14 protein-coding genes are annotated in these 17,465 nt (G+C 65.3%); 12 read left to right on the top strand and 2 right to left on the bottom strand.

Annotation, left to right across the window (positions count from 1 at the left end; translation table 11 throughout):
* Positions 1–52: 52 nt before the first annotated feature.
* The 5 genes from QRT08_RS04380 to QRT08_RS04360 all read left to right on the top strand — a co-directional run bounded on the left by QRT08_RS04380 (position 53) and on the right by QRT08_RS04360 (position 5,487).
* A complete protein-coding gene (locus QRT08_RS04380) occupies positions 53–1,009 on the top strand; it encodes an NAD-dependent epimerase/dehydratase family protein (RefSeq protein WP_286044692.1) in 957 nt (318 codons plus the stop codon).
* 395 nt (positions 1,010–1,404) lie between these two features.
* Entirely contained in the window at positions 1,405–2,715 is a 1,311-nt protein-coding gene (locus QRT08_RS04375) for a glycosyltransferase family 2 protein (RefSeq protein WP_286044691.1), read from the top strand.
* A 234-nt stretch (positions 2,716–2,949) separates the two neighbouring features.
* On the top strand, positions 2,950–3,831 hold the full coding sequence (locus QRT08_RS04370; protein ID WP_286044690.1) for a polysaccharide deacetylase family protein: 882 nt from the start codon (positions 2,950–2,952) through the stop codon (positions 3,829–3,831).
* Entirely contained in the window at positions 3,821–4,843 is a 1,023-nt protein-coding gene (locus tag QRT08_RS04365) for a lipid II:glycine glycyltransferase FemX (protein WP_286044689.1), read from the top strand. The genes QRT08_RS04370 and QRT08_RS04365 overlap by 11 nt, the downstream gene beginning before the upstream one ends.
* Positions 4,840–5,487: an alanyl-tRNA synthetase gene (locus QRT08_RS04360; RefSeq protein ID WP_286044688.1), complete on the top strand. Its 648-nt coding sequence runs from the start codon at positions 4,840–4,842 to the stop codon at positions 5,485–5,487. Before QRT08_RS04365 ends, QRT08_RS04360 begins: the two co-directional genes overlap by 4 nt.
* Here QRT08_RS04360 and QRT08_RS04355 read toward each other — a convergent pair.
* Positions 5,484–6,635 (bottom strand): glycosyltransferase family 4 protein, encoded by a 1,152-nt coding sequence (locus tag QRT08_RS04355; RefSeq protein ID WP_286044687.1) that lies wholly within the window; start codon positions 6,633–6,635, stop codon positions 5,484–5,486. The two genes, QRT08_RS04360 and QRT08_RS04355, sit on opposite strands and share 4 nt — an antisense overlap.
* 111 nt (positions 6,636–6,746) lie before the next feature.
* Here QRT08_RS04355 and QRT08_RS04350 point away from each other — a divergent pair, with 111 nt between their 5' ends.
* The 4 genes from QRT08_RS04350 (at position 6,747) to QRT08_RS04335 (ending at position 12,736) form a co-directional block, all read left to right on the top strand.
* Entirely contained in the window at positions 6,747–7,532 is a 786-nt protein-coding gene (locus QRT08_RS04350) for a polysaccharide deacetylase family protein (protein ID WP_286044686.1), read from the top strand.
* A gap of 148 nt (positions 7,533–7,680) precedes the next feature.
* The gene (locus QRT08_RS04345) at positions 7,681–8,787 is read left to right on the top strand and encodes a phosphotransferase (protein ID WP_286044685.1); all 1,107 of its coding nucleotides are present in this window, start codon (positions 7,681–7,683) and stop codon (positions 8,785–8,787) included.
* Between the two features lie 130 nt (positions 8,788–8,917).
* A complete protein-coding gene (locus QRT08_RS04340; RefSeq protein ID WP_286044684.1) occupies positions 8,918–10,366 on the top strand; it encodes an oligosaccharide flippase family protein in 1,449 nt (482 codons plus the stop codon).
* A gap of 261 nt (positions 10,367–10,627) precedes the next feature.
* On the top strand, positions 10,628–12,736 hold the full coding sequence (locus QRT08_RS04335) for a DUF2206 domain-containing protein (protein WP_286044683.1): 2,109 nt from the start codon (positions 10,628–10,630) through the stop codon (positions 12,734–12,736).
* Between the two features lies 1 nt (position 12,737).
* Here the strand turns inward: QRT08_RS04335 and QRT08_RS04330 are convergent, their stop codons facing one another.
* The gene (locus QRT08_RS04330; RefSeq protein ID WP_286044682.1) at positions 12,738–14,015 is read right to left on the bottom strand and encodes a right-handed parallel beta-helix repeat-containing protein; all 1,278 of its coding nucleotides are present in this window, start codon (positions 14,013–14,015) and stop codon (positions 12,738–12,740) included.
* Between the two features lie 232 nt (positions 14,016–14,247).
* Here QRT08_RS04330 and QRT08_RS04325 point away from each other — a divergent pair, with 232 nt between their 5' ends.
* The 3 genes from QRT08_RS04325 (at position 14,248) to QRT08_RS04315 (ending at position 17,384) form a co-directional block, all read left to right on the top strand.
* Positions 14,248–15,246 carry a DUF1616 domain-containing protein gene (locus QRT08_RS04325; RefSeq protein ID WP_286044681.1) on the top strand — a complete coding sequence of 333 codons (999 nt, stop codon included), beginning with the start codon at positions 14,248–14,250 and terminating at the stop codon, positions 15,244–15,246.
* A gap of 50 nt (positions 15,247–15,296) precedes the next feature.
* Positions 15,297–16,115, top strand: coding sequence for a glycosyltransferase family 2 protein (locus QRT08_RS04320; protein ID WP_286044680.1), 819 nt, complete (start codon positions 15,297–15,299; stop codon positions 16,113–16,115).
* 108 nt (positions 16,116–16,223) lie between these two features.
* Positions 16,224–17,384, top strand: coding sequence for a glycosyltransferase family 4 protein (locus tag QRT08_RS04315; protein WP_286044679.1), 1,161 nt, complete (start codon positions 16,224–16,226; stop codon positions 17,382–17,384).
* Positions 17,385–17,465: the final 81 nt, after the last annotated feature.

Raw genomic sequence — 17,465 nt, 5'->3', positions numbered from 1 at the left:
TCGGCCCACTTATGCGGGGAATTTTTTAATAGCTGACAGTATAGGGTCGGGTATGCGCAACCAGCGCGTTCTCGTGACGGGTGGAGCCGGGTTCATCGGATCGAATCTCGCCAACTATCTCGCCGAAGACAACGACGTGATCGCCGTCGACGACTGCTATCTCGGCACGCCCGAGAACCTCGACCGAACCGTCGAGTTCCACGAGACGAGCGTCCTTGAGGATGACCTCCCCACCGACGTCGACGTGGTGTTTCACCTCGCGGCGCTGTCCTCGTACGGGATGCACGAGGACGACCCCACGAAGGGCGCGCGCGTCAACGTCGAGGGGTTCGTCAACGTCGTCGAACAGGCGCGCGATGACGGCTGCGAGACGGTCGTCTACGCCTCGACCTCCTCGATCTACGGCAGTCGGACCGAGCCCTCGCCCGAGGAGATGGTCGTCTCCGTCAACACGGGCTACGAGGCGTCGAAACTCGCCCGGGAGCGCTACGCCGAGTACTTCGCGAACCACTACGACATGTCGATGGCCGGGATGCGCTTCTTCTCGGTCTATCAGGGCTACGGCGGCGCCGAGGCCCACAAGGGCCAGTACGCGAACGTGATCGCCCAGTTCGCGAACGACCTCGCGAACGGCGAGGCGCCCGTGATCTACGGCGACGGCACCCAAACCCGCGACTTCACGCACGTCTCGGACATCGTCCGGGGACTCGAACTCGCGGCCGATCACGAACTCACTGGCGTGTACAACCTCGGGACGGGCGAGGCGTACGACTTCAATACGGTCGTCGACCTGCTCAACGAGGAACTCGGAACCGACATCGACCCCGAGTACGTCGAGAACCCGATTCCCGACAGCGTCTACGTTCACGACACGTGCGCCGACCCCACGAAGATCAACGAGAAAACCGGCTGGGAGCCCCGGATCGCCTTCCGGGAGGGGATCCGCCGCGTCTGTGCCCCGTACGTCTCCGAACCCGCACCCGTGGATCGGACGACCGACGACCGATGAGGAGTATCGTAGGAGTGCAGGGGCGCTCGCGTTGAGCGTCGAACACCGTCCCCGGTCGAGACGCGCCGTCTTCGGCTGGCTACGATACTCCCTACGAGCCGACCATCCGGCTGGCGTAACTGTCAGTCCGATCGGACTGATTAACGTTCCGACGGCTTGGCTAAGGTAGCGGTTACAGAAATGTATTGACCAATTAACTAATAGCCCGTCGTTCGTTTCATCCATCCGTCTGACAGCGAGTCAGCACTCACAGGGGTGGGATATATGAAGCAGGGAGATCTATCACAGGGGGAAGAATCGACCATTTTACGCACCTCGGGGTCCGTACCGCTCGTATTCGATAAACGGGCCGCCCTCCGACGGAGTATATATACCGAACATATCGGTGGCTGAGTATGTCGGAATACACCGCCGAGGAGGGCGTCTACGGGCAAGAACATGCGAAGCCGGCGATCGGTTTGATCGCGACCCGGGAGAACGACGCCGAGCTGACCCTGACGATCCTACAGGCGATCCGACAGGGATACGACGTGCTGGTGACGCACGGGGAGGCCGCCGAACCGGAGGCGGTCGATCTGGCTCGAATGCTCGACGCGCGGATCGTCCAGCCCGATCACGCGAACGACGACCGGGAATCGCTCGTGTCGACGCTGACCATCGCCGCCCGCACGGGAGGCTATCCGGGTTTGATCTATCAGGCTGCGGACTCGTCCGCGATCGACTACGCGCGAAGCGAGGCGGAACTCGCGGAGGGGACCGGTTTCGCGGTCGAGGCGGTTCCCGCAGGGGTCGTTCGCCAACGGCCCTCGATCGTCGTCGGGATACCCGCCTACAACGAGGCGGGATCGATCGCAGAGGTCGTGAGGGCGGCCAGCGAGTACGGCGATCGCGTCCTCGTCGTCGACGACGGTAGCCGGGACGACACCGCGCTCGTCGCGAGCGAGGCGGGTGCGAACGTCATCGAACACGAGTACAACCGCGGCTACGGCGGGGCGCTCAAGACACTGTTTCAGGCCGCCGAGCGACAGGACGCGGAACACCTCGTCATCCTCGACGCCGACAACCAACACGATCCGGCGGACATCCCGCGTCTCGTCGCCGCACAGCGCGAGGCCAACGCGGAGATCGTCATCGGCAGTCGGTTCGTCGACGGCGCGATGAGCGACGTCCCCCGGTACCGGCGGCTGGGGCTGTTCGTGGTCAACACGCTCACGAACATGAGCATCGGGGCGTTTCACCCGAAGAAACGGATCTCCGACACCCAGAGCGGTTTCCGGGCGTACAACCGCCGTGCGATCGCGGGGCTGGCCGAGGACGACGCCATCGGGAGCAAGATGAACGCCAGTACGGACATCCTCTATCACGCACACCAGCGGGGATACGCGATCGAGGAGGTCGGCATCCGGGTACGGTACGACGTCGAGAACGCGAGCAGTCAGGACCCGTTCTCGCACGGGTACAACCTCGTGAACAACATCGCCGCGACCGTCCAGAACACGCACCCGCTGATCAGCCTCGGCATACCGGGCCTCCTCTGTCTCCTCTTGGGCGTCAGCGGTACCTACTGGCTCGTCTCGAACTTCCTCGCGACGGGGTCGCCGTCGTTCGCCCTCACGGCGTTCTCCGCGCTGTTCTGGTTCGGCGGCTTCTTCGCCTGTGCCGCCGCGGTCATCCTCCACTCGCTCAAGATAGCCAACCGTCGGTGACACCCGTCCTCCCGACGGTGCTTGCGTTCGAATAGTCAGATAGAGAATAAATCACTCGATATGGATACTAATACGCTATTAACAACCGCTTGCGCCGGCCACGATCGCTACGGGTGGTGGAGGCGCGGCGGACGTCCCCGTCGGTTCGGTGGGACAGCGACGTACCTGTCGTCGAGACGCCAGTAGTATTATGACGCTGATAATAAAGGCCGGTACGGACGCCATTCGAACCGTATGGATCGGGACACGCGGGACGCGATAGCGGGTGGGTTCGCGAACGTCGTTTCGTTCGACCTCGAACACTGGTACACCGCGACCCTCCTGCGCGACGAGGTGACGGACCCGGTCGATCGGATCGAGACGTCGGTCGGGATCGTCCTCGACGTGCTCGACGAGCACGACACCACCGCGACGTTCTTCGTCGTCGGCGAGGTCGCCCACGAGTACCCGGAGTTGATCGGACGGGTCGCCGACGCCGGTCACGAGATCGCCTCTCACGGCCACACGCATACCCCGCTGTTCGAACTCACGCCGGGGGCGTTCGCCGGGGAACTCGACGCGAGCGCCGACGCGATCGAGGCGGCTATCGGCGAGCGCCCCGCCGGGTTTCGCGCGCCCAACTTCTCGGTGACGACTCGGACGCAGTGGGCGTTCGACGCGCTCATCGACGCCGGATACCGGTACGACTCCAGCGTCTTTCCGGTCGAGACACCGATGTACGGCGTCAGTGGCGCGCCGGTAGGGCCGTACTGGGTCGACCGCGACCGACCGTTCACCGACACCCCTCCCGGCGACGCCGACGGCCTGCTCGAACTCCCGCTCGCGATGTTCCACCCCCGGATACGGATTCCGACCGCCGGGGGGTTCTACGGCCGACTCCTCCCGACGTGGCTGCTCTCCCGCGGGATCCGCAACCTCAACCGACGGGGAATTCCCGCGACGATCTACTTCCACCCCTGGGAGTTCAACCCCGAGGTCCGGGTCGACGGCGTGCCCGCCCACAAGCGGTTCGTCAGCTTTTACGGCCTCGATCGCGCGCGCGAAAAGCTCTCGACGTTGCTTTCGACCCACGAGTTTACCACGTGTGAACGGGTGGTCGAGACCTATGATCGCTGAATACACGCTTCGGCCGGCCAACGAAACCGAGTGGGAGCGGTTCGTCGGGCGACGGGCGAACGCCACGGTGTTTCACACCCTCGGCTGGAAGCGCGCGGTCGAATCGGCGTTCGGTTACACGCCACGGTATCGGCTGGTCGCAGAGGGCGATCGGACCGTCGCTGCCGTCCCCGGGTTCGAGGTCCCCTCGCTGTTCGGGACGACCGTCACGACCCCGTTCGGGGAGTACGGATTCCCCCTCATCGAGGGGGAGAGCGAACCGGTGCTCGCCGCGCTGGCCGAGGCGACCTCGCCGTTCGAGACGCTGGTCCTCAAGGAGTCCAACTGGAGCGGGACGACCGGCTACAGCGCGGCCGGTTTCGGCGGCATCGAGACGGGGATCGCCCTGCAACTCGACGTCGACCGCCCGTTCGAGGCGGTCCGGGAGACCTCGTTCACGAGCGGCGCTCGCCGGAACGTCCGCAAGGCGCGCGAAGAAGGGGTGGTCGTCACGGAGGCGGAGACCGTCGAGCCGTACTACCGTCTCTACCTCGCGACGATGCGTCGGCTCGGTAGTCCGCCGTTCCCCGCCGACTTTTTCGAGGCGCTTCGACGGGAACTCGCCGGGAACGTGACGCTCCTACTCGCGAAACACGAGGGGACGGCTATCGCCGGCCTGCTCGCGTTCGAGTACGGCGACCGCTGTCTGATCTGGGGCAACGCCTCGAACCCCGACGCGTGGGACCTCAAGCCGAACGACCTGCTCTACGCCGAAATCGTCGAACGGGCCTGTGAGAGCGCCGCGTCGGTCGTCGACTTCGGGCGCAACGAGCGAGGTTCGAACGTCCACGAGTTCAAGACGGAGTTCGGCGGCGAGGAGGCGCAACTGACGAGCCTCGTCTATCCTCCCGATCGGACGGGGAGGGCGTCGATCGAGGCGTACAAGCGGGCCGCGCCGCTGGCACGCAGGGTCGGGCCGATCGTCGCCAATCGAACGGTCGGCCCGTGTCTCAAATGGTGGATACACGAATGAGGGCGAACACGCTACTCGCGGTCGTAGTCGGGACTGCGGCTACGGCCGTCTCGAACCTCTACTGGTGGAACAGGACACGAACGATCCGCGAGTCCCTCGCGGTCAGCGCCGCCCGCGACGAGGCGGTCGTCGGCGAGCGGACACGGGCGAACCGGACGCTCGAAGCGGCGGCGAAACGGGCCGATGTCGACCCGGAGGACCTCCCGGCGGCGATCGACGCCCTCCACGAGGAACTCGCCGACATGGAGCACGAACGCGACGCCGTCAAAAGCGAGGCCGGATCGCTTCGCAGCCGGTGGGCGGAGCGCTGGTGGCAGGCGCGCATGGCCGAGGCCGACGGCCCGCGGGCGATCGCGATCACGATCGAGGGGGACGACGCCGACGCGCGCGCGCTCGCGAAACACGCACCCGGCTACAACGGGGGCGTGACGATCGTCACGACCGAACCCAATCACACGTTCGTCGTGACCGTCGGCGACGCGATGGCCGACCTCGACGCGACCGACCTCGCGGCCGAACTGACCGACCTCGCGGGCGGCGGGGCCGGCGGATCGGCGAGGCGGGCGACCGGGGGCGGCGCGTCGGCCGGGCTAGCGGAGGCCGCCTCGGATCTCGCCGACCGGCTGTCCGGCGAACTCGACTAGTCGTCGAGGATCGATCGGTACACGTCGAGGTGGCGCTTCCCGACGTTCTCCCACGAGAGGCGCTCGGCCTGCTTCTCGCTGTTCTTCCCGAATTCGGCCCGAAGCCCGTCGTTCTCGAGGATGGAGACGATGGCGTTCGCGAGCCGATCGGCGTCCTCCGGCGGGACGACCAGCCCGCTCCCCGAGCGTTCGACCAGCCGGGGAAAGTCGCCGATCGAGGTGGTGACGACCGGCGTGCCGAAGGAGAAGGCGGTCGCGAGCGCGCCGCTGTGGCCCTTCACTCCGCCTTCGGACCGATAGGGCATCACCGCGAGGGCGGCCCGCGAGAAGAGTTCGCCGACGAGGTCGTTCGGGACGAACTCGTTGTGGACCTCGAAGTGCTCGCCGTGGGTGGCGATGACCCTCGCCGTCCGCGCCGAGAGCCTACCCGACCCGGCCACGACGAGCGTGATGTCGGGTATCTCCTCGCTCGCGAGGACGACCGCCTCCACGAGGGTGTCGAGCCCCTTCGAGGGGATGACGTTGCCGAAAAACAGCAGCGTGGTGCGTTCCTCCGACCGCTCGTCGTAGTCGTATCCGGTGAAGAAGTCGTAGGTCCCGTGGGGGATGACCGCCAGGTCCGACTCCTCGAAGGGTCCTTCGAGGAGGGCGTCGCGCTGGCCGTGCGTGTGGACGATCGTCTTCGCCAGGTTCACGTCCGGGACGAGCGCCCCCGCGAGTCGCTCGGCGAGAACCGGCGGACGGGTGATCGGGAACCGGGTCGCGGAGACCTCGTGGCGCGTGGCGACCAGCGGGTGGCGATCGAGGCCGTAGCGTCCGGCGAAGAACTTTACGTACGGGAAGAAACCGGTCGGGTCGTGGACGATATCGGGATCGAGGTCGTGGACGCGTCGGAGCGACCGATACGACCACATCGCTCGGAGGTTCTCGCGCACGTTGAACTCGCGGTCGTACAGCGCCGGAAGGGAGAGCGACAGCGGTTCGAACGCGTCGATCACCCGTACGTCCTGGGAGAAGACGTCGTCGGCGGTGGTCTCGGTGGGTTTGAGGACGGTCACGTCGGCGTGGTTCCCCACGGCGTTCGCGAGTTCGGCCGCGTAATGCGGGAACCCCCCCGTGTTCTGTGTGACGAGATACACCACGTCCATTGGTCGGGTGAACCACACGAAAAGATATAAAAGTTGTTACATATGTCGTGCGGGAGGCCGAGGATGTAATCCGATCGACATAGTTACGTCGGCGTTGGCCGTGGAGGACGTATGCTCGCGGGAGAGACCGGTCGGCGGTTGGTAGATCGGGTGTTTCGTGCCACGCTGAAACCGTACTATCGACCCGACGGGGTCCGCTGTCCGATCGTTCTCTATCACGGCGTGGAGGAATCCGGCGGGCCGTGGAGCGTCACGCCGACGCGCTTTCGCCGACAGATCGACTGGCTCTCGCGGAGGTTCGACCCCCTCACCCTCGGCGAGGCGCTCGGGCGGTGGCGAGACGGATCCCTCCCGGCGAACCCGGCGGTCGTGACCTTCGACGACGGACTGCAGTCGGTGATCGAGAACGCGCTCCCGGTCCTCGACGAGTACGGGGTCCCGTCGACTCACTACCTCGTCCCGGGCCTGTTCGGGGAGCGCTTCGAGGGGTCGCGCGTCATGGACCGCGAGGACGTCTCGAAACTCCTGGCATCCGGCCACGAGATCGGGGCGCACACGATGACCCATCCGGACCTGACGGACGTCGACCGGGAGACGGCCCGCCGTGAGATCGAGGGCTCCCGGGACGCGCTCGCGGCGATCACCGGCGAGGTGCCGACGAGTTTCGCGTACCCCTACGGCGCGTTCGATCGCGGAACCGCCCGCCTGACACGGGACGCAGGATACGAGAGCGCGACGACGGTGATCGGGACCGATCTCGTCGACTTCACCGCACCGTTCTCGATCCCGCGCATCACGATCATGCGCCAGCACGACCTCCCGATGGTCAAGCGGTTGGTCGGCGGGGATCGACGCTGGCAGCGGCTACTCGGGAGCGTCGCCCCCGATTCGCTCTGAACGGCGAAGCCTCCACTGGTCGCTTCCCCGTCTCGTCGCCGTTGCTTCATTGCCCGGATCGTTCGTATGGTACCTCGATGATGATCGTTTTCCGCCGGTGTTATGTATTCGAACGTACAACTATAGATGACTAATGAGGGCTACCGAGGTGGGACAAGAGACACCAGTCGGTCCCCTGAAGCGGATTTCGGCGTTCTACGACCATCTGGACCTCCCGACCGAACAGCGGACCTATCTGGTCCTCGACACGGGGAACTACATCACGTACGCGTTTCGACCTGATTCCCGAGCGATCGACTGGCTCGTCGGCCGGATCACCGGTACCGACTGGAAGAGCCGCCTCGGAACGATGGCACTCGAAACCGGCTCCGTGGTCCCGTCGCTGCTGTCGTTCGTCCCGATGATCCGCTCGGAGACCGTGACCGTCGCCGCCGAGGACCCGTTCGACGTCGCCGTCATCGGCGACCGGATCACGCTACTAGAGCTGAATGGAGGTCGGGTATCGACGATCGCGATCGACGACCCGGTGAAGCTACGGAGCGAGATCGAACGCCGGAAACGGCTCCCCGACTCGATCAACACGGTACCGATCGTCGAGGCCGACCCGGACTACCCGTACGTCGTAGAGGAGTATCTCGACGGACGGGAACTCGTCGATCCGATAACCGAGTGGGAGTCGCTGCTCGTCGCCCTCGAACAGCTCACCGCCCTCTACGAGACCGATCGTCAGCGGATCGAGACCGCGACAGCAGTCGCGTCCCTCGAGGACCGGTTGACGGCGGAGCAGGGCTCGGACCGGACCGTTCGATCGGCGCTCGACCTCCTCGCGCATCTCGATCTGCCGCCGGCGCTCTATCGGGGATCGGTCCACGGTGACCTCCACGCCGGAAACGTCTTCGTGAACGACGGAGTGTACCTCCTCGACTGGGAGGACGTCCGGGAGGACTACCTCGTCGACGACCTCTTCCGGCCGTTCGTCATCCACCACTACGACACGCCGCTCCACCGGGTGTTCGTCGAGATGATGGAGAATCGGGGCGTCGGGGGGCGGATCGTGACCGACTACGCGCGGACGATCGGACCCATCGCCTACGGCGAGTCGAAACCCTACTCCGGACTGCCCCTGTTCTACCTCCTGTCGTTGCTCGCGGACGTCACTCCACACGGGTCGCTCCGGACGCCCTGTCGGGAACTGCTCTCGGGGGTGGTCTCCGCGTATCGCCGGGTGTCGTCCCGCTCGGGGACGACGAGATAGTCACGACCACCCCGTTTCAGGATGCAGACCGAACGGCGCTGGCTCTCCGATCCTCCGTCGATAAAATCAGTACGTCCGAACCTGTAACGGAACTGGAAGTATATAACCGCGGGCGTAGTAGGGTCGGCAGATGGATCTGTCCCGTTCGGCGCTGAAGATCTTCCTCGCGAAAGGCGGCAACGCGGTCGTTTTCTTCGCCGGCATCACGGTCTTCGCCCGCGAACTCGGCCCGACCCAGATCGGGATCTTCTTCCTGTTTCAGACGGTGCTCGGGTTGACGACCGTCGTCGCGGACTTCGGCGTTCGCGGCGCGCTCGAAAAGCGCCTAAGCGAGGGCCAACAGCCCGCGACGATGCTGGCGACCGCCCTCGCGTTGAAGGTCGTGACGATCGTCGGGGCCGCCGGCCTGATCTTCCTGATCCGTCCGTACCTCAACCAGTACCTCGGCGGCGAGTTCGCGGTGTATCTGGTGATCGCGCTGACGATCCAGGAGTTCGCGGACCTGTTCATCCAGGCGGTCCGGGGCGAACTCCGGGTCGGGGAGACGGCCATCATCGAGTTCGCCCGCGAGGTGGTCTGGGTCGTGAGCGGTCTGGTGCTGGTCGCGGCCGGCTACGGGGTGATGGGTCTGATCTACGGGCTCATCCTCGGATCGACGACGGCGGCGTGCTGGGCGTTCGTCAAACTCGAGACGAAGGTCGGCCGGCCAGCCGAACTCTCGGCGTGGTCGCTGTACGACTACGCGAAGTACTACTTCCTCTCGTCGGTCAGCGGGCAGGTCTACCAGTGGATGGACGTCGCGATCATCGGGCTGTTTCTGACCTACGCGGACGTCGGTGCCTACGAAGTCGCCTGGGAGGTGACGCTGTTGGTGTTGCTGGTCAGCAAGACCCTCTCGATCACGCTGTTCCCCCAGATGAGCCAGTGGAGTTCCGAGGCGGCCGTCTCGCGGATCGAGGCGGTCGTCCCCGAGGCGATCGGGGTCGCGCTGTTCCTCTCGATCCCCGCGTTCGTCGGGGTGTTCGTGCTTAACTACGAGGTCCTGGCGACCATCTTCGGCTCGGAGTACACCATCGCGGCGGGCGTCCTCGTGGTGCTGATGGTCGAAAAAGTGTTCCAGTCGGTCAACGACGTCCTCGGGAGTACGCTTCGCGGTATCGATCGCGTCGACCTCGTGGCGCGGGCGGTCGTGGTGACGATCGCGATCAACCTCGTGCTCAACGTCGCGCTCGTGCTCACCGTCGGACTGCTGGGTGCGGCGATCGCGACCACGACCGCCGCGATCGTCCAGACGCTCCTCAACGGGCGGTACCTCGCGCGGAACATCACGCTACGGGTGCCCTATCGGCTCATCGGGTGGTCGCTCGTCAGCGCGACGGGGATGGGGCTGGTCGTCGCAGGGGTTCGCGCGACACTTCCCTTCGACGGAGCCGTCCTGCTCGCGTCGTGCGTCGGCATCGGTGTAGGGAGCTACGTTCTGCTCTCGGCGACCGTCCCCTCGATAAGACGACAGGTACTCGTTCCCGGCCTGCGCGTAGTCACCTCCATGATCCGGCCCGGCGAATCGCTCACGGACTGACTGCAGCAGTCGATCGAGGGAGGAGTTCGACACGTGTCGGCAGTGTGAGGGGTAAACGAGGTGGCGAACTTCGAGGGCGTCTGTCGTCGTCACCCTTCGTACGATGGTGTTAATTCCGTTATAGTTATATGTGTCTGACTGATCGATGTGGGTATGGCCTCCGGGAGGGGTTCGGTTCGTCGTACGCGCTCGGTGGGTGGGACCGGACGGTCGGTCGAACGGACCGTAATACGGTTCCATCGCTGGACGACGGTCGTTTCGGTGGGGTGTCTGCTCGTCGCGTTCTGGGGTGTCGTCGCAGCGGGGTCACTCGGCATCCGAGTCGGACTGCTGCAGGAGGTGCTCGGAACCGTCTTACTGACGCTCGTGCCGGGGTTCTTAATCCTCCTGCTCGTCGAACACGACATAGATAGCGGCGGCGAGATCCTCCTGTACACCGTGGGGTTCAGCCTGGTGTCGCTCGCGACCACGGGCGTCCTCGTCAGCCTCCTGTACCCGGTGTTCGGCGTCATCGCGCCCCTCTCGTTCCTCCCGCTCGCCCTAACGATCAGCGCGATCAGCGTCGTGCTATCCCTCTCGGCGTTCCAGCGGGACCGGAGTCTTACGCTCCGAGTTCCACCGTTCGACACCCGTGACATCACGGTCGGCGCGTTCCTCCTCTCTCTGCCGCTGCTCGCGGTGCTGGCCGCGAGTCGGATGAACGCCGTCGGTGACAGCGGCTTGATGTACGTGTTCCTCCTCCTCGTGGCGGGCGTCGTGGTCGTCTCGATCAGGGTCGTCCCGCCGAAGCTCTACCCGCTCGCCGTGTTCGCGGTCGCCGCCGCGGTCGTCCTCCACAACAACCTGATCACCAACGCGGTCGTCGGCTCCGACATTCAGATCAACCACTTCTTCGTCGAACTGCTGTTGGAAAACGGCGTCTGGGAGGCGGGGATGGGCGACGTCTATTCCTCGATACCCGTCGTCGGGACCGTCCCGGCCGTCTATGCGGCCGTGACCGGTATCAGCCCGGCGTTCGTCTTCAAGGTGCTCTACTCGCTGCTGTTCGCGCTCGTCCCTGTCGGCATCTACTACGCCTTCAAGGACGTTTTCGGATCCGACGTGGCCTTCGTCGGGGCGTACTTCTTCGTCTTCTACTTCCGGACGTTCAACGGCACGCCGGGCAAAACGCGCATGGCCCAACTGTTCGTGGTCCTGTTGCTTCTGGTGTTGCTCACCGACCGGGAGCGGCTTCCCGGAAAGGAGTGGATCGGGTTCGTCTTCGGCGTCGGACTGATCTTCTCGCACTACACCACGACCTACATCGTCGTCATCTCGCTCGCGGTGGCCTACGTGCTCGGTCGGATCTACGTGGCGTACGCGAACGAGAGCCTCGACTGGAACATCGTGGGCGTCTACGCGGTCGCGTTCGGCGGGACGGCGGTCGGCTGGTACGCCGTCACGACGCCGGGAATGATCGCGAGCGTGGTCGAGGTCCTCGGCGGTATTCCCGTCGAGATCTACGCGGCCCTCTCCGGCGAGGCGGTCCATCGATCGGGCGCGAGCGCGATTCAGGAAGGGTCCGGTACGGTCTATCTGATCACGCTGTTGTTACACATGGGACTCATGGCGCTAGCGGGAATCGGTGTCCTCTCGCAGGTCCTCGTGGCGCTGTTCCCGACCGATCGAAACCAACGACTCGAAGCGGTCAAACTGGCGACGATCGCGATCCCGATGTTCGTGTTCCTGGGCGCGTCGTACTTCGTTACCGGCGATCTCGGCGCCGACAGAATGTACCAGATCGTTCTAGTCGTGCTGGCCCCGTTCATGCCGGTTGGCGCGATCGCGCTCGCGGGGATCGTCAGCGCGATCCGTGACGTAGAGGTACCCGTCTGGCGTCCGATTCTGGCGGCCCTAGCTGTTCTCCTCCTGCTCAATACGGGTGTCGTCTACAACGCCGTCGGAGCGCCGGTGACGTCGGACATCGCACTGGACGACGACACCCACTCGCTCGCGTACACCGACGCTGAGATCGACGGCGGCGAATGGATCGACGATACCAGCATCGCCGCCCCGGTCATCTACACCGACAGCTACACCGGTGAGATGTTCCGGGGGATCGTTCCGGAGTCCTACACCGACGCGAGCGTGGTACAGATCAAGGTCGACTGGCGTCCCGGTATCGAGTTCTCCGAGGGCTACGTCTACGTCCGCGATCGGGCCGTCGTCGACGCCGCGGCGTACGACGGGGACCCTCCGGAGTACTACCTCACGGAACCGGAGCGAGCGGCCATCGAACGCTCGACGAACAAGGTCTACACGAGCGGCGAGGCCGACGTGTTTCGATACGACGGTTCGGACAGCCAGCAGTTCGGGCGCGATGGGGTCTGACTCAGGCGATCCGGTACATTCCTTCGCGCGCTTTCACCCAGACGGTGTTGTCGTCGGTGTTCTCGACGAGTTGGTAGGTGAAGTACCGATCCGCGTTCGGCGTCCCGTCGACGCCCGCCGCCTCTGCGACGCCAGTCAGTCCCTCCGCGTCGAAGTAGCGGGCGGCGTTCGGGCCGACGACGGATCGGTCGAACGCCTCGACGCCCGGTGCGGCGACGGCCGTACCGGCGGGCTCGTCCGAGGAGAACCCCTCGATCTGGTTGTACGCGAGGAAGCTGTTTGCAAGTTCCGAGCCGATGTCGAGACGGATCCCGTCGGCGCCCGACGCGACCTGAACGAGGTTCTGGGAGACGATCGACCGTTCGCTGGCCGTGATCTCGATTCCCGCCCGACTGGACTCCCCCTCGATCCGGTTGTTCACGACGCGAACCGCGGGGGCACCGATCCGGATGCCGACGGTCGAGTCCGACGCCGGATGGGTGTAGGTGTGGTTCAGCGAAACGATCGCGCTCTCCTGGTTGACGACGATCTCGGTGTCGAACCCCGCGACGATGTTGTTTATCACCTTCGCGTCGTTCATGTTCTCGATCCGAACGCCGACGCTCTCGCCGTCCGCGCCGGTCGTCGAGAGGACGCGATTGAAGTTGAGACGGGGTTCGGTCGTCCGTTCGTCCGGACTGCAGTCGATCCCGTAGCGTCCCGCATAGATGTCCGTATGCGATACCCGACCGGTGTATCCGGTCATACGGATCGCGTCGCCGCCGCCAGCGGTGTTGACTAGGGCGAGTCCGACGACCTGGGTGTCGTTGCCCGCCACCTCGACGAGGGGGCCCTCGTCGTCGGCCCGAAGGCCGTCGCCGCCGATGACGTCGAGCGCCTGCCGGTAGACGCCGTCCCCACACAGGATCGTGTTCTGGGGGACTCTGATCGGGGTCTCCCCGCTCACGTCGATCTCGCCGGCGATCCGCACCAACGAGCTCTCGTCGAGTGCCTGCTGGAGATCCGCCGCCGAGGCGCCGTCCCCCTCGCCGTTCTCGTCGTCTCCGCCGACGATCGTCCCACCACCCGACCCGTCCTGCCCGATGAGCGCCGAGAGGCCGTAGCCGGCGACGCCGCCGGCCGCCACTGCCATGGCCTCTCGTCGTGAGACACCCTCGCGGACCGCGTCGGGAACCCGTCCCGAGGCGCACTCGTCCAGCAGTTCGGCCAACCGCTTCTCGACCCGTCGGTCGACGAGGCGCTCCAGTCGTTCGGGCGTCATCCCCTCCCCATTCTCCATGCCGATGCCTTCGGCCCGATCGAGTAAATATATTGTCTTACTGATGTCACTTGCGAACGTCCGACAGCCGACCCTGACGCGACGCGACACCCCCTCGATCGGTTCGGGCCCTCGTGGACGGCTCAGCCCTCGTATCGGAGGCTCTCTCTCGAACGGTCGAACGATGAATTAACGGATCGACGTGCCGTAGGAACTGTCATATTTATATCAGTTGCCTCACTATCTCCGGGAGATGGAAGACACCGTCGACGAGCGCTCGGCCCTCTCGTCGCTCCGACAGGTTCCCGCCGACCTCCTCGTCGTCGGACTGGCAGTCGCCCTCGGAATCTTCGCGACGCTCCCGGGAGTCGAGGGGTCCCCGTTCGGCGCAGTGGTTCGGGCGGCGTTCGTCGGATTCGTTCCGGGGTACGCCCTCGTGGCCGCGCTGTTCCCGGCACGGGGGCCGGATCGCACCTCGACCGACCGCACCCGGAGCCGACACGCCGGACACATCACCCGCTTCGAACGGGCCGTGCTCTCGGTCGGCGTGAGCGGTGGCCTCCTCGCGGTCGTCGCCGGGGGTCTGGTCGTGGCGTCCGTCGCGGGCACCGCCGTGACGGCGGTTCGCGTCCTGGCCGTCGGGACCGCCGCGTTCGCGGCCGTCGCGGCGGTCCGACGGCTGGCGCTTCCCCCGTCGAATCGATTCGGTCGCTCCACGATGGCTTGGGTCGACGCCCTCACCCCGCTGCAGTCGGTGCGAAGGGACCTGTTCTCGACGGTAGCGGTCGGATTCGTCGTGTTGTTCGTTCTCAGCAGCGCCGTGTACGCGATGGTGCCGGTACAGAACGACGGCTACACCGAACTGTACCTGCTCCACGAGGAGAACGGCGAAGCCGTCTCCGAGGACTACCCGTCCGAACTCGCCGTCGGTCAGGACCAACCGCTGATCGTCGGGATCGGGAACAACGAAGGAACCGAGACCACCTACACCGTCGTCGTGCAGCTCCAGGAGGTCGACTCCGGCGAATCCGGCGCGACCGTCCAGTCGGCGACGGAACTCGACCGGTTCGAGGTCACCCTCGACAATGGGGAGACCACGGAGCGCGAACACGTCGTCACCCCCGACCGCACCGGCGAGAACCTGCGGCTCACCTACCTGCTGTACGTCGGGGCGCTCCCCGAGTCGCCGAGCGAGGAGAACGCCTACCGGAGCGCCTACGTCTGGGTCGACGTCGCCGACTCCTCCGGGTGATCGAGTCACGTGACACAATAGTCAAGTGTATCGACTTTGTTATCAGAGTCATGTCATCTACCGACGCGGCGACCGTCTCCGTCGTCATCCCCTACAGCGCCCAACACACGCCCGAACGGATGCTGGAGGAGGCGAAACGGTCGGTCGCCCGCCAATCGGTGCCGACGGAGACCATCGTGGTCGAGGACCCCGAGGGTCGCGGACCGGCGGCGACGCGCAACCGAGGTATCGAACGCGCCACCACCCGTTACGTCGCCTTTCTCGACGCCGACGATCTCTGGAAGCCCGACAAACTCGAACGGCAGCTGGGACGCATGGAACGGACGGGCGCGGGGCTCTGTCTCGACGGCGACCCCTCGATGTCGCGCGACGACTTCCTCTACGAACTGTTCGTCGGCGACCTCAACGAGGTCATGTCCTCGATCCTGCTGGACACCGAGCAGGTCGACGTGCGTTTCGAGGAGCGTCTCGGACGGTGGGAGGACCACCTCTTCGCGCTCGAAGCATCGCACGCGGGCGTCTGTCTCTGCCGGGAGACGTTCACGGTCCGGTATCACGAGACGAGCATGTCCGCCGACCGGATCGACCCGTCGCACTACCTCACCGAGGGCAAGAAGTACGTCGCGTTCGCCAGCGACCGCGTTCCCGAAATCAGGCCCTTCACCTACGTCTTCTACCGGCAGATGTACTTCGCGATGGGCTATTACCTCCACCGCGACGGGGAGTACCGGGACGCGATGACCTACTTCGTCCGGTCGTTGCAGATCGGCGTCTCGCCCCTCCCGGTCGTCGGATTACTCGGGAGTTCGATCTTCTACCTCGTCTTCGACGTGTTGCTCGGATCGGATCGCTCGACCGAAAGCAAGTAGGAACCCGCGGGCGACGCCATGAATCCCATCGAGCAGTCGCTCAATTAACGCGGACGGTCTCCCGAATAGTCAGGAGGATATAATTATCGTCGCGCTGTACTACCGGTGATGGAAATCGCGTACGTCCTCTCGCAGAACAGCGGTGGACTCCCTCATTATGCCGCTCAACTCGCGAACGCCGTGGGGAACCACGCCGACGTGACCGTCCTCAAACCAACCGAAACCACCGCCGACGACGTCTTCTCCCAGGACGTCCGGGTCCTCAACGCGTTCGAATCGATGAACATCTCCCTGCCCGAACTCCAGCGGTTCAACTTCGACGTTCGGCGCAACCTGAAGGCGCTCGCCTCGTACAAGAACCTCCGCCTGATCGAGGCGGTGGATCCCGACATCGTCCACGATCCGACCGACCTGTTCCCGCAGGTCAAGTTCTACGCGAAACGCTATCGACTCGACGAGCGCTACCCGTTCGTGGTCACCTACCACGAGGTGCCGGTCGAACGGTTCCCCATCTCGCGTCCGCCCGATGCCCTCGAGGGACTCGTCGATGCGCTGATTCCCGAACTCGATATTCGGCGATCAATCGTTCACACCGAAAACCAGCGGCGGGTGCTCCGAGAGCGCGTCCCCGACCCGGAGTCGGTGTCGGTCATCCCCCACGGGGTCAACGACATGTTCGGCGAGTACGACTACGAGGAACTGCCCGAGGAGGACCACACGGTGCTCTTTTTCGGCCACATCATCCCAGCGAAGGGCATCGACACGCTGGTGAAGGCGATCCCGCTCGTGCGCGAACGGGTTCCCGACGTGACCCTCGTGATCGCCGGCAACGGCCGACTCGGCAAGCGCTCGCGCAAGATCGTCGGGCGGTATCCCGAGAACTTCGAGGTCCACGACCACTTCATCCCGAACGACGAGGTCGGGGAGTTCTTCTCGCGGGCCGCGCTCGTTGCGGCCCCCTACCGCCGGCAGAAGGGCGGGACGAAGGGACACAGCGGCGCGCTCGCGACCGCCTTCTCCTTCGGCAAACCGGTCGTTTCCTCCTCCGCGGGTGACTTCCCCCGACTGGTCGGCGAGTCCGGCGCCGGGGAGGTCGTTCCGCCGGAGGACCCCGAAGCGCTCGCCGACGCGATCGTCGACCTGCTCGAGGACCGCGAGAAGCGGGATCGAATGGCCGAGAACAGCGCCGCTCAGGGCGACCGACTCTCGTGGGACGCGATCGCCGAGACCCACCTCGACCTGTACGAATCGGTCCTCGACGAGTGGTGATACTGTCGGTCATACCGCCGTGACTCGCGTGGAGCCACGACCGGCGCGACTCCTTTGGTGCTCGTCGAATCAGGCCACCGC

The organism is Halalkalicoccus sp. NIPERK01 (assembly GCF_030287405.1).
In the GTDB taxonomy this organism is placed as follows: domain Archaea; phylum Halobacteriota; class Halobacteria; order Halobacteriales; family Halalkalicoccaceae; genus Halalkalicoccus.
The sequence above is the reverse complement of the archived record's forward strand: the minus strand, read 5'-3'. Positions and strand labels throughout refer to the sequence as shown.

Coding starts and splice junctions, on each gene's coding strand:
- QRT08_RS04380 (WP_286044692.1), top strand. CDS start 53: ATGCGCAACCAGCGCGTTCTCGTGACGGGTGGAGCCGGGTTCATCGGA.
- QRT08_RS04375 (WP_286044691.1), top strand. CDS start 1,405: ATGTCGGAATACACCGCCGAGGAGGGCGTCTACGGGCAAGAACATGCG.
- QRT08_RS04370 (WP_286044690.1), top strand. CDS start 2,950: ATGGATCGGGACACGCGGGACGCGATAGCGGGTGGGTTCGCGAACGTC.
- QRT08_RS04365 (WP_286044689.1), top strand. CDS start 3,821: ATGATCGCTGAATACACGCTTCGGCCGGCCAACGAAACCGAGTGGGAG.
- QRT08_RS04360 (WP_286044688.1), top strand. CDS start 4,840: ATGAGGGCGAACACGCTACTCGCGGTCGTAGTCGGGACTGCGGCTACG.
- QRT08_RS04355 (WP_286044687.1), bottom strand. CDS start 6,635: ATGGACGTGGTGTATCTCGTCACACAGAACACGGGGGGGTTCCCGCAT.
- QRT08_RS04350 (WP_286044686.1), top strand. CDS start 6,747: ATGCTCGCGGGAGAGACCGGTCGGCGGTTGGTAGATCGGGTGTTTCGT.
- QRT08_RS04340 (WP_286044684.1), top strand. CDS start 8,918: ATGGATCTGTCCCGTTCGGCGCTGAAGATCTTCCTCGCGAAAGGCGGC.
- QRT08_RS04330 (WP_286044682.1), bottom strand. CDS start 14,015: ATGGAGAATGGGGAGGGGATGACGCCCGAACGACTGGAGCGCCTCGTC.
- QRT08_RS04325 (WP_286044681.1), top strand. CDS start 14,248: ATGGAAGACACCGTCGACGAGCGCTCGGCCCTCTCGTCGCTCCGACAG.
- QRT08_RS04320 (WP_286044680.1), top strand. CDS start 15,297: ATGTCATCTACCGACGCGGCGACCGTCTCCGTCGTCATCCCCTACAGC.
- QRT08_RS04315 (WP_286044679.1), top strand. CDS start 16,224: ATGGAAATCGCGTACGTCCTCTCGCAGAACAGCGGTGGACTCCCTCAT.